Genomic DNA, 12,520 nt, shown 5'->3' on the forward strand with positions numbered 1-12,520 from the left:
GTGAGTCGCGTATGCGACTTTCACATTAACCGGATTCCCGACAGATGATGCTTTCCACGCCAAGCGCGCTCACGGCACGCCTTGCCGCCGCCGGCTGTGTGCTGCTTGCGCTCGTGCTTGCCAACGCGCCGGCTTACGCGCAAGGCCCACTCGCCCCCCCGCTGGGCGCTTCGCTCAGCGGCTTGCTGAGCTATGCGCGCGAGCACAACCCGGAACTCGGCGTGCGCAAGTTCGAGGCGCAGGCGGCGCGCGAACGGGTGGAGCCGGCGGCGGCATTGCCGGATCCACGCTTCGAGCTCGAACTGATGGACTTCACCAACACCATGAATCCGGATCGTTCTCCTTCGCTGCTGCCGGGGCAGGTGGGCAACACCCGTTACCGGGTGGTTCAGCCGTTGCCGTTCTGGGGCAAGCGGGAGCTCCGCGGTGAGGTTGCCGAGGCGCTCGCCGAGCAGGTCGAGACCATGCAGGAGGGTACGGCGCTCGAGGTCGAGAACCGCATCAAGACGGCCTACGCCAGACAGTTCCAGGCGTCGGGACAGATCCGCATCCTCCGCGAGACGCTGTCGCTGCTCGATGCCATCGAGCAACTGGTGCTGACCCGCTACGGCGTCGGCCTGGTGCCGCAGCAGGATGCCTTGCGGGCACAGAGTGAACTGACCTCGGTAAAGATCGACCTCGTCGAAGCCGAACGTCGCCGGCGCGACAACGCCGCCAAGCTCAACGCCTTGCTGGCGCGCGACGGTGATGCGCCGTTGGCCGAGCCCGTGCGCCTGCCGTCGGCCCCTGACCGGATTTCCTACAAGAGCCTGCTCGAACAGATCCGCACCCGCTCGCCTGAGGTCGCACGCGAACGCTTCGGCGTCGTCGCCGCAGAAAAAGGGCGCGAACTCACCTGGTTGAACCGTTACCCGGACTTCGCCGTCGGTCTGACCAACAACCGCCCGTACAACGCGTCGGACAACTGGGAAGTGATGGTGGGAGTGACCATTCCGCTGCAGCAGTCGTCCCGTCGTGCCCAGGAGCGCGAGGCCGAAAGGCGCCTGGAGGCTGCGCAGACCCGTGTGGTGGCCGCTGAAACGCGCCTCGCCGGGCGGCTCGGTGAGGCGCTCGCCGCCTTCGAGGCAAGCCGCGACAAGGCCCGTCTGCTGAAGGACACGCTGTTGCCGCAGGCCAGTGCGACCTTCGAAGCGGCGCAATCGGGCTACGAGAGTGGCCGGGTCAACTTCAACACGCTGATCGACGCCGAGAGGCAGATTCTGCGCGCGCGGCTGGCGCTGCTCGACGCCGATGTCGAGACCGCCGTTCGCCTGGCCGAACTCGAATTTCTCGTAGGAGCACCCCTGTGAACCGCAATCTAACGCTCATCCTGGCGCTGGCCACCATTGCCGCAGCGCTGGGTGCCGGCTATTGGGCCGGCAGTCAGCAGCCGAACCACTCTGCCGACGTGGTCGATACTGCCAGCACCGATGGCGCCGCGCCGGCGAGCAAGAAGGCGCGGGAAGTGCTCTATTACCGCAATCCGATGGGCCTGGCCGACACTTCGCCGACGCCGAAGAAGGACTCGATGGGCATGGATTACATCGCTGTCTATAAAGGGGACGAGCCCGACGACAGCGGCGTGGTCAAGGTCAGCCCGGCTCGTGTGCAAACGCTCGGCGTCAAGACCGCGCGTGCCGAACTGCGCACTCTGGATTCCGCGCTGCGAACGGTGGGTCGGGTGGAGGTCGACGAGCGCAAGATCCACGACGTGGCGCCGCGTTTCGAGGGCTGGATCGAGCGGCTGCAGGTGAGCGCCACCGGTGACCCGGTCAGCAGGGGGCAGGCCCTGTTCTCCGTCTATAGCCCCGAGTTGGTTTCCGCCCAGAAGGAACTGCGCATCGCCGAGACGCTCGAGCGGAGTGCCGGCGATGCCGATCCGGTGGCCCGCGAGGGTGCCCGCCGTCTGGCGGAGGCGGCTCGCGAACGGCTGCGCAACTGGAAGGTCGCTGGTGCGGCCGGTTCACATAACGATCTGGTGACCTTTTCGTCGCCCGCCAACGGCGTGGTGCTGGAAAAGAAGGCAGTCGAAGGGATGCGCTTCATGGCCGGCACGGTGATCTACCGCATCGCCGACCTGTCCACCGTCTGGGTGATCGCCGACGTGTACGAGCAGGATCTGGCCCAGGTGAAGCTCGGTGCGGTGGCGCAGGTGATCATTGATGCGTTCCCGGGGCACCTCTTTGAAGCAAAAATCACCTACCTCTATCCGACCCTCAATGCCGCCACGCGCACCACGCCGGTCCGGCTCGAATTGAACAATCACGACAACATGCTGCGCCCGGGCATGTTCGCGCACGTCGAGATCGCCACCGCGGGGAGTGCCGCACGCCTGACGGTTCCCACCTCGGCGGTGATCGACACCGGTGAACGCCAGGTGGTCCTGGTCGTGCTCGGGGAGGGAAAGTACAAGCCGCAGCCGGTGAAAATCGGTCTGCGCGGACGCGACGCCGTCGAAATCCTCGAAGGGATCCAGGCCGGCGACGAAGTGGTGACCGCAGCCAACTTCCTGATCGACGCGGAAAGCAATCTCAAGGCGGCCTTGTCGACCTTCACCGCGCCAGAGGCGGAAAAGGGGGCAAAGGGGGCAAAGGGGGCGAAAGCGGCGGTAAAAGCCTATGAGGCGAATGGCTCCATCGACTCGCTGGACGCGGCGTCGAACACCGCGTCTGTAACCCATGACCCGATACCGGCGCTCAAGTGGCCGGCGATGACCATGGAGTTCGGGCTGGCGAGTCCCGAGGTGGCAAAGGGCATCCCGCCCGGCGCGCCGATCCGCTTCGAGTTCGAGGACCGGGGCGATGGCGAGTTCGTGATCACGCGCATCGACAAGGCCACCACCAAGCACGAGGGCCACTGAGATGCTCGATCGGCTGATTGAGTGGTCGGCGCGCAACGTCTTCCTGGTGTTGCTGGCCACGCTGGGGGTGGTTGCTGGCGGCATCTATGCGGTCAAGAACACGCCGCTCGACGCCTTGCCGGATTTGTCCGACGTTCAGGTGATCGTGTTCACCCCTTACGCCGGGCAGGCGCCGAAGGTGGTCGAAGACCAGGTCACCTATCCCCTGACCACCGCCATGCTGGCGGTGCCAAAAGCCAAGGTGGTGCGCGGTTTTTCGATGTTCGGCGCTTCGTACGTGTACGTCATTTTCGAGGACGGCACCGACATCTATTGGGCGCGCTCGCGCGTGCTGGAGTACCTCAGTTCGGTACAGGGCAACCTGCCACAGGGCGTTTCGCCGCAGATGGGACCCGACGCCACCGGTGTCGGCTGGGTCTTCCAGTATGCGCTGACCGGCAAGAATCAATCGCTGGCCGATCTGCGCAGCGTGCAGGACTGGTACGTCCGCTACCAGTTGACCAAGGCCGGCGGCGTGGCCGAAGTGGCCAGCGTCGGCGGCTTCGTCAAGGAGTACCAGGTCATCGTCGACCCGCACCGCTTGGCCAGCTATGGCGTTTCTCTGGCGCGCCTGTCGCAGGTGATCCGTGAATCGAACCGGGACGTCGGCGGCAGGGTGGTCGAACTCGCCGAGAAGGAATACATGGTTCGCGGATTGGGCTACCTCAAGGGCGTCGGCGACATCGAGACGCTGGTACTCAAGAGCGATGGTGGAACGCCGGTGCTGGTGCGCGACGTGGCACGGGTGGAGATCGTCCCGGCCGGTCGGCGCGGGATTACCGAACTGAACGGCGAGGGCGAGGTTGTTTCGGGGATCGTCATGGCCCGCTTTGGCCAGAACGCGCTCGATGTGATCGCCAACGTCAAGGCCAAAATCGAGGAACTGCTACCCGGCCTGCCGGAAGGGACCGAGATCGTTCCGGTCTATGACCGTTCAACCCTGATCGAACGCGCCATCGACAACCTGAAATGGACACTGCTCGAAGAAAGCCTGATCGTCGGTGCTGTCTGCGTGATCTTCCTGTTGCACGTCAGGAGCGCGCTGGTCGCCATCCTGACCCTGCCGATCGGCATCCTGATCGCCTTCATCGCCATGCGCAGCATGGACATGGGTTCGAACATCATGAGCCTGGGCGGCATCGCGATTGCCATCGGCGCGATGGTTGATGCGGCCATCGTGATGATCGAAAACGCCCACAAGCGGCTCGAACACCTGCCGCCACACGCCACGCAGCACGACCGCGCAGCGACCATCATTCGGGCCTGCAAGGAAGTCGGGCCGGCGCTGTTCTACTCGCTGCTGATCATCACTGTTTCCTTCCTGCCGGTGTTCACCCTGGAGGGCCAGGAAGGGCGCCTGTTCAGTCCGCTGGCCTTCACCAAGACCTTTGCCATGGCCGGTGCGGCCATACTGTCGGTGACGCTGGTGCCGGTGCTGATGATGTTCTTCATCCGCGGGCGGATCATGCCGGAACAGAAGAACCCGGTAAATCGCTTCCTGATCTGGGTGTATCGGCCGATCATCCTGTGGGTGATGCGCAACAAGGTCGTCACCTTGGTGCTGGCCGGTGTGGTGATGGCGGTCACCGTCGTACCGGCCAGCCGCATCGGTTCGGAGTTCATGCCGACGCTCAACGAAGGCTCGCTGTTCTACATGCCGGCCTCGCTGCCCGGGATGTCGGTGACCGAGGCCGCGCGCCTGTTGCAGACCACCAACCGGGTGATCAAGACCTTCCCCGAGGTCGAATCGGTCTATGGCAAGGCTGGCCGCGCCGCCAGCGCCACGGATCCGGCGCCGATCGAGATGTTCGAGACGGTGATCAACCTCAAGCCGGAAAAGGAATGGCGCGCGGGCATGAATGTCGACAAGCTGATTGCCGAGATGGACGCGGCGCTCAAATTCCCGGGCGTCGCCAATTCATGGACGATGCCGATCAAGGCGAGGATCGACATGCTGTCCACCGGCATCCGCACGCCGGTCGGGGTGAAGGTCTTCGGCAAAGATCTGGCGGTGATCGAGAAGGTCGCGCGCGAGATCGAACAGGCGGTGAAGGATGTGCCGGGGACGACGAGTGCCTACGCCGAGCGGGTCACCGGCGGCTACTACCTCGACATCACGCCGAAACGCGATCAGCTGGCGCGTTATGGCATCACCGTCGGCGATTTCCAGCAGGTGATCAGCAGTGCGCTCGGTGGCGCCATGGTCACCACCGCCGTCGAGGGGCTCGAGCGCTACAACATCACCGTGCGCTACCCGCGCGCCCTGCGCGACGATCCGCAGCGGATCGCCAACGAGGTCTTCGTGCCCAGCCAGGCGGGCATGATCCCGCTTGGACAACTGGCGAGCATCGAGCTGCGCAACGGCCCGCCGGGAATCAAGACGGAGAACGCCCTGCTCGCCGCCTACGTCTTCGTCGACATCCGCGATCGGGATGTCGGCTCCTACGTCAAGGATGCCCAGAAAGCAGTGGCCGACAAGGTCAGCTTCCCGCCCGGCTATTACGCCACCTGGTCGGGCCAGTTCGAGTACATGGAGCGCGCCAAGGCCAAGCTGGCCCTGGTCGTGCCGCTGACCCTGGCGATCATCTTCGTGCTGCTGTACCTCAACTTCCGGCGGCTGACCGAGACGTTGATCGTCATGCTCTCGGTGCCTTTCGCGCTGGTCGGTGGTATCTGGCTGATGTGGTGGCTGGGCTACAACATGAGCGTCGCCGTTGCGGTCGGCTTCATTGCCCTGGCCGGCGTCGCCGCCGAAACAGGTGTGGTGATGCTGATCTACCTCGATCAGTCGTGGCAGGAGATTACCGCCAGGCGCCGCGCTGAAGGCGTCGATCCGACTGCCGCCGACCTTTACCACGCGATCATGGAAGGCGCCGTCGAACGGGTGCGGCCGAAGATGATGACCGTCGTGGCGATCATGGCCGGTCTGCTGCCGATCATGTGGTCGAGCGGCACGGGCTCGGAAGTGATGAGTCGCATCGCCGCGCCGATGGTCGGCGGCATGGTCTCGTCGACCGTGCTGACTCTGTGCGTCATCCCGGCGCTGTACGCGCTGGTCAAGCAGTGGCAGCTGCGGCGGGCTCTGGCCAAGCCGCCAGTACTGCCGCTGAACGAAGCTTGATCAGCGAGGCCGCGCGCGCTGACAGGCGCAGCGCGGCGCGCAACACGAGCGTGAACGGGGTTCGGGCGCAATATCAGCGAACCGATTTAAGGACTAATCAATTGGCCGCTAATCGCTGCCAAGTACCGAAAAGTCCCCTTGACATTGAAGTTGGCTTCAAGGTCGATCCTGAGATCGTGACGCGCTCACTGCACTTGCAGCGTGCCCAACGTCATCAACATGAAAGGAGCCTGGAAATGACCGCCCGATCCTGGGCGCCTTGGAACGGGTCGATGACGACATACAGCGCACGTCATGAAGATCGAGCTATTCCACACACCATGTTGCGAACGCTGCGCGATGGCCTTGGTCGATCTACAGGCGGTCGCCGCCACGGTCAGGTTGATATGCTTCAAGGCTCGCGGCGAAAGATGCGGTAGCAACCGCTCGTCGATGTTCTTACCCGAGTCGCGGAGCACCTGGACTGCTCGTTCCGGGCAGACCGTGTCCCACAAAATGATGGCGGCCACCAGCAGGTTGAGGCCGCTGGCACGGTAGCGCTGGTTCTCGAAGCTGCGGTCACGGATTTCGCGGAGCCGGTTCAGGAACACCGCCCGCGCCAAGGCGTTCTTCGCTTCTCCCTTGTTCAGCGAGATCTGTACTCGCCGGCGCAACTCGACTTTCTGCATCCAGTCGAGCTCAATCACTCTCCTGGCGCCGCGTTAAGGTGCCATCGCGCGTAAATCGCCTTTAGCGCGAAAGGCGGGAGCGCGGTGGTAAGCGCGATCACGATCAGCAGGGCCGCGTACGCTTCGGTGTTCAGGAGGCCGTTGGCCAGGCCCACCTGCGTAAAGATGAGCCCGACCTCGCCGCGCGGCACCATGGCGAGCCCGATTACGGCTTGGCGCAGGCGGTTCTCACGGATGCAATAGCCGGCAAGGCACTTCCCAGCGATCGCGATCACCAGCAAGGCCGAAGCCAGTTTCCACACGAACGCAGAACCCCAGTCGACTGTGCGCAAGTCCAATGACACACCCACCATGACGAAGAAGACCGGCGTGAACACGCGAATCAGGGGGCGGATCTGGTCCTCCAAATGTTCTGAGAGGTGCGGTGCGGCGTCCATGGCGCGATTGATGGCGGCAGAAAACGGAATGCGCAGGTGCTGCGCCACGCGCAGTCGAAAGCGCTGCCCCATGGCGATACCAACGGCGAATCCGCCCAAGATCAGTGGCGCCCCGGCCAGATGCGCCAAGTAGCTGAACAGCATGATCAGGCAAACCACCATGGTCACGAGTAGTCCGGGCGACGCGCTCCTTCGGTCGTAATGATCGATCACATAGGCGACTAGCTTGGCCGTCACCGGGGCGAGGGCGACGAACATGAATATGTACAGGCTTACCTGGCCTACCGAGGTTGGCGTAACCTCCCCGATGATCGCAAACTGATACAGGAATGCCAGCGCGAGCACGCCCAGGATGTCGTCCAGCACCGCCGCACCGATGATGATCTGCGCTTCGTCCGAAGAGCCTTGCCGCAGGTCCGCCAGTACCCGCACCGTAATGCCGATACTCGTCGCGGTGAGGGTGCCACCGATGAACAGGCTGGCCATGAGGGGTAACTCGAAACCGTACCAGCTGACGCCCGCTCCGAAGGCGAAGGGGAGCACAAATCCCGTGATGGCGACGAACACCGGCTTCGTGCCGGTGCGGGCGAGCCGGTAGACGTCGGTATTCATGCCCACCTCGAACAGCAGCAGGATGATGCCGATTTCGGCCAGGATCTCCAGGGGCGCGCTGGAAGAGACCCAACCCAGTAGCGACGGCCCCAGGATCAGTCCGGCCGCTAATTCGCCGATGACCGCGGGAATACCCAGCCGGCTCGCGGTTTCACCTAGTAGCCGGGCACCGAGCAACACCAAGGCAAGCGCGAGGAAGAAATCGTGCAGTTCCATAGATCACCCGCCCTTGGGTCCGACCGCCATTAGTGCGGACGCTCGCTGAGCAACTGACATCGCTCCTAAGAAGAATGCGCTTGCATGCAGCATATCAGCGACGCACCGACTCACGAAAGGATCATCGTTGTCATCCTTGCCGCGCTCCTCGTGCCCCCTTTTATGCCCGAACAGATGTTTGCCGACGAAAACGGTCAAGATCAGAACGAAAAACCAGTTTTGCGATAGCCATCCCATTTGAGCCTCCTCATCCGCCTTGGGCGTGATTGACTACCAACGACGCCGCGGAGCGCCTCAAACGCCTCGGTCACGCAGCCCCTCTGCTTGAAGGACAAGGGAGCTGCCAAAGACAGGCGCCGGTCTCGCCTATCGACCGAGCGGAAGCCGTCTTCGATTCCCAGGAACATCGCGGAGTTTTCGCGTGAGTGCACTTCTGTCCGCACACCGCATCCATCGTCGACTCACCCATGTGCCCTGTCTCGAAGCCGCCAAGAGCCCGTTCGACTGGCTGACAACTAGCTTGCACCCCGACATCTGACGAGCCTGTGACGCCTGCATTACAACGGTGTAAGTGGCCAAACGTGCACGTTCCGACGAGGTGCTCACCGATCCGCCCGGTCATGACTCCTCGCCAGGTCGTCGCAGCACAAGGTCGGGGACGAACCCCCGCTGGCGGCTAGAAGTCAGGATCTAGTAGATGGCGACGCTGTCGGTTGCGAACTCGTGCACGACTTGTAGGCGGGCAACCCACTCCACGCCGAGCTGGATGTTGCTCACCCAGTCGAGTTAGCCGTTGGGAAGAAAGGTGCCGGTTGAAGAACTCGGTCCATACGGGTTTCTTCCAGCCCTCCTCAATTGAGGCGCGCCGCGCCGGCGCGAACGGGCGCACCAATCCACGCCGCTCCGCCAGCAAGCCCGACGGCAAGCACCCACAGCCCGTTCGCATCGAACGTTGCGTACAGAGCCCCGCCAGCAAACGACCCCAAGCCCTGACCCAGGCTACCGGCGCCGGTGAGCGCACCCAGAAGCGTCCCACTCGCACCTGCATCATTCAAAGTCGCGAGATAAGCGATAGCCGGTTGAAGAAAGGCTCCGCCGGCTCCGACCAGGACGACTGCGAGCGCCGCGCCGGCAAGCGACCCCGCTTGCCCGAGGAGTGCCATACCGGCTGCCAAAACGAGAAAACCCGCTGCGAGAAACGGGCCACGCGCCACCCGATGCAGAATCGGGACGAGGAACAAGCCGGTCTGGACGGCGAGCATGACCACCATGCACAGTGCGAACAGGGCGCCGAGCGCAGGCGGATCGAGCGACAGCGCCGTCAGAGCGAGAATCGGCAGCACGGCCTCGAACGCGCCGAGGCCGAACAGTACGAGGAAGCTGGCGAACAAGGCTGGCGACGCCTGGCGCCAGACGATCCGGTGAGCGCGTCGCGCTGGATCCGCAGCGTAGGCGGCTCCTGTCCCGACACCTCCCAGAGCAACGCTCACGGCGACGCACAGTGCAAATACGGCGGCGGTCGCAGTCGGCAGAACGAGTATGGTCGATGTCATCTCGCTCACGTCCCCCATACGCTGCATTGCGGCATAGACGAGTGCGCTTACGGCAGGGCCTGCAAGCAGGCCGAGCAGCGTCGCCATCGATGCGCTGGCAAAGAGCCGCGCGCGGACAGGACGGTCCGGCACGTTTCCGATCGAAGTGTTTACGACCGGCAATACCGCGCCGCCCGCCACCCCGGCCAGCACGCGCCAGCTGTATGCGCTGGTGAGTGAGCCAGCCATGGCAAAGGCGATGAGCGCAGCGGCGTAGCCGCACATCCCGAATACCAGGAGGCCACGACCGCCGATTCGGTCCGACACGGCGCCCCAGAGAGGCGCCGTCGCAAACAGTCCGAGCATGTAGCTACCCAGCAGCGCAGCAGTATGCCAAGCCACGGCAGCGGGCGTAGCGACGCCGGCCATGTCGTTGAGCATCGTCGGCAATAGTGGGAGGATCACTCCGTAGCCAAGTGCAATGGCGAAGTTCGCGCCAGCGAGCACCCAGAAATCACGCCGGGTCATCTCGCGCCCTGGTCGCGGCGGGTGATAACCTCTTCAAGGAAGCGCGGCGCACGGTCAAAGATGGGTCTGGTTGACCAGTCTCACCACCTTCGCCCCCGCCGTGCAAAACCCCTGGGGTTCAACGCCAAGTGCCGCATTGAATTTACTCGACATGTTCTGGAACGCCACGAGCGCGGTCAGCTCGATGATTGCATCATCGTTGAAATGTGCGCGCAGGCGAGCGAAGTGTTTCGCTGTCGTCTGCCGGTCAGACCACGTCATCGCCTCGGCATAGGCGAGCGCAGCTTTTTCTTGCTCAGAGAACTTCGTGCTGTCCTCGTAAACCGGGAGCTCGGCAAGCTTCCCCGAATCCACGCCGCGTTTCAGCACGGTCGCAGAATTGATATCGACGCAGAAGGCACACCAATTGATCTGTGACACTCGCACGGTCACCAGGGATCGCAAGGCGGGCGCCAACGGCGATGCCCGCCGATCGAGCGCGCCATAGAGCGTGGCGAGCGCAGCGAAAACCTTGGGTGTGCGGCCCCACAGCTTTGCCGGCTCGAGCACCGAGCCATAGCGACGGCGCTGGTTGCAGAAGAACAGCCTGACGTACCAGGGAAATGGATGGCCCTTGGATGTGTCAACGAAAGCCATACAGTTTTCTCCAGATGTCGGCCGAGGAAAACTCGAATCATTCCGGCGACATTGATATCGGTAGATTGTGAGACATCGGCTCGACGCCTTGGCGCGACGTGGCGCAATGCCCGGCGATTACTTGCTCACCATCACCTTCCCGGCCATGCCCGCTTCCAGATGACCCGGAACCAGGCAAGCGAAATCGACACTGCCCGGCTGGTCAAATTTCCAGACCAGACCACCGCGCTGGCCCGGTTTCAGGGTGATCATGTTGGGCTCGTCGTGCTGCATGCCGGGCATGTTTCGCATCATCTCGGCGTGCTCCTTGAGCTCTGTCATCGACCCGATCACCATCTCATGCGGTACCTTGCCAGTGTTACGGATGAAGAAGCGAATCGTCTCGCCCGCCTTGACGGTGATCGCGTCCGGAACGAAGCGCATCGAGTCGTTCATTTTGATTTCGACGGTACGTGTGACGTCCGCCGCCTTCCCGGGCGTGCCGACCGCACTCGCTTGTTGATCGCCGTGCATGGCGTGACCGCCCTGGTGATTGCCCGCCGCTGTTGCCAGCGCGGGTAGAGCGCTCAATAGAAGAAGAATGATTGGGGTTTTCATGGTCAATAGTTTCTTTCGTTGTTGTCGTTAATGGCAATGATCGGGAGGGTCAAGAGCCGGTCGTTGTTTTCATCAAAACCAGAAGCGCAGGCCGGCGACCCACAGGGTTTCGCTTCGCGGGTTACCCTCAGCTTTGGCCAGGTCGGCGGTCTGGCCGAACTTTCTGGCCCATTCGACGCCCACATAGGGCGCGAACTGGCGGTTAACCTCGTAGCGCAGGCGCAGGCCGGCCACGGCGTCGGACAGGCCGCTGCCGATTCCGCGGGCCTCGTCACTCTTGCCGTACAGATTGGCTTCGAGGCGCGGTTGGAGCACCAGGCGCTGCGTGAGCAGCAATTCGTACTCGGCGCTCAGGCGCAGTGCCGTGCGCCCTTCTTCGCCGACGTAGCCGGTCAGGTCCAGCTCGAACCAGTAGGGAGCGAGCCCTTGCACGCCGAAGGCGGCCCAGGTCCGGTCGGGTCCTTCGCCTGAATCGAAGCGCACACCGAGCTGCGTGTCCCAGTAGCTGGCGATGGCGTGTCCCCAGAGAATTTCGGTGCGCGCGTCCTCCAGCCTGCCGCCGGCATACTCGCCTTCCGCCTTGAGTACCAGGCGATCGTAGGTGCGGCCGAACCATGCCTGCCCCTCGTAGGAAGTGGCATTGCCATCGCGGCCGTAGGCGCGCTCCAGGCGGTCGAAGAGCACGCTGCCGAAGCTGTGTTCATCGGCGAGGCGCAGGCGCTCCGGTCCCGGGAGTGCATATTTTCCCGTGTCGAGCGTGTAGCCGTCCGAGTAGGCGTTCGGGTCACGGGCGTCGGCGGGCGCGCTGCCGCCCTGCATGTTCATATCACCATGGTCCATGCCCGACATATCACCGGCAGCCGGTGTCGTCGTCTTCTTCATGCTGCCGTCGGCATCGGGCTTGGCGCCAGATTTCATCGCTTCGTGGTTCATTTCGGACATCGGCATCGCCGGTGCCGCGGCGGAACCGGATCCACCGTGCGTTTTCATGTCGCCGTGGTCCATACCGGCCATGCCACTCCCGGCGTCAGGCATGGCGCCAGACCCCATGGTTCCGTGATTCATTCCGGGCATTGGTATGGCTGGTGAGGCGACGGGCGCCGGTGACGGCGCGCCATGATGTCCCGCGTGTTCGTCCGCCGCCGGCGCTGATTGTGCCCATGCGGTGGCTGCGCCCGACAAGGCGAGGCCCAGGGCCAGCGCGCTGAATTGCTGCATCGTCTTCTCCCTTCTGA

At 63.6% G+C, this 12,520-nt stretch carries 9 protein-coding genes and 1 pseudogene; 4 read left to right on the forward strand and 6 right to left on the reverse strand.

Annotated features, from left to right (window positions below; genetic code table 11):
- Positions 1-44: 44 nt before the first annotated feature.
- The 3 genes from QZ634_RS00790 to QZ634_RS00800 are packed head-to-tail and all read left to right on the forward strand — an operon-like array spanning position 45 to position 6,059.
- Positions 45-1,349: a TolC family protein gene (locus QZ634_RS00790; RefSeq protein ID WP_291984728.1), complete on the forward strand. Its 1,305-nt coding sequence runs from the start codon at positions 45-47 to the stop codon at positions 1,347-1,349.
- 17 nt (positions 1,350-1,366) lie between these two features.
- Positions 1,367-2,899 (forward strand): efflux RND transporter periplasmic adaptor subunit, encoded by a 1,533-nt coding sequence (locus QZ634_RS00795; protein ID WP_291987923.1) that lies wholly within the window; start codon positions 1,367-1,369, stop codon positions 2,897-2,899.
- A gap of 1 nt (position 2,900) precedes the next feature.
- A complete protein-coding gene (locus tag QZ634_RS00800; RefSeq protein ID WP_291984730.1) occupies positions 2,901-6,059 on the forward strand; it encodes an efflux RND transporter permease subunit in 3,159 nt (1,052 codons plus the stop codon).
- 374 nt (positions 6,060-6,433) lie between these two features.
- Here the strand turns inward: QZ634_RS00800 and QZ634_RS00805 are convergent.
- Both QZ634_RS00805 and QZ634_RS00810 read right to left on the reverse strand, forming a co-directional pair.
- Positions 6,434-6,736 (reverse strand): annotated as a pseudogene (locus tag QZ634_RS00805) (Tn3 family transposase); the annotation flags it as partial.
- A gap of 5 nt (positions 6,737-6,741) precedes the next feature.
- Positions 6,742-7,992 carry a cation:proton antiporter gene (locus QZ634_RS00810; protein WP_291984732.1) on the reverse strand — a complete coding sequence of 417 codons (1,251 nt, stop codon included), beginning with the start codon at positions 7,990-7,992 and terminating at the stop codon, positions 6,742-6,744.
- An 84-nt stretch (positions 7,993-8,076) separates the two neighbouring features.
- Between QZ634_RS00810 and QZ634_RS00815 the strand changes: the two genes are divergently transcribed.
- Positions 8,077-8,220: a hypothetical protein gene (locus QZ634_RS00815; RefSeq protein ID WP_291984734.1), complete on the forward strand. Its 144-nt coding sequence runs from the start codon at positions 8,077-8,079 to the stop codon at positions 8,218-8,220.
- 623 nt (positions 8,221-8,843) lie between these two features.
- Here the strand turns inward: QZ634_RS00815 and QZ634_RS00820 are convergent.
- From QZ634_RS00820 to QZ634_RS00835, 4 genes are all read right to left on the reverse strand, one after another.
- A complete protein-coding gene (locus tag QZ634_RS00820) occupies positions 8,844-10,052 on the reverse strand; it encodes an MFS transporter (protein WP_291984736.1) in 1,209 nt (402 codons plus the stop codon).
- 54 nt (positions 10,053-10,106) lie between these two features.
- Positions 10,107-10,688, reverse strand: a complete 582-nt coding sequence (locus QZ634_RS00825) for a carboxymuconolactone decarboxylase family protein (RefSeq protein WP_291984738.1) — start codon at positions 10,686-10,688, stop codon at positions 10,107-10,109.
- Positions 10,689-10,805: 117 nt separating this feature from the next.
- Positions 10,806-11,285, reverse strand: coding sequence for a cupredoxin family protein (locus QZ634_RS00830; protein ID WP_291984740.1), 480 nt, complete (start codon positions 11,283-11,285; stop codon positions 10,806-10,808).
- Positions 11,286-11,357: 72 nt separating this feature from the next.
- Positions 11,358-12,503, reverse strand: coding sequence for a copper resistance protein B (locus QZ634_RS00835; RefSeq protein ID WP_291984742.1), 1,146 nt, complete (start codon positions 12,501-12,503; stop codon positions 11,358-11,360).
- Positions 12,504-12,520: the final 17 nt, after the last annotated feature.

Origin of the sequence: Candidatus Accumulibacter sp. ACC007 (assembly GCF_907163205.1) — a bacterium.
GTDB classification, from domain to species: domain Bacteria; phylum Pseudomonadota; class Gammaproteobacteria; order Burkholderiales; family Rhodocyclaceae; genus Accumulibacter; species Accumulibacter regalis.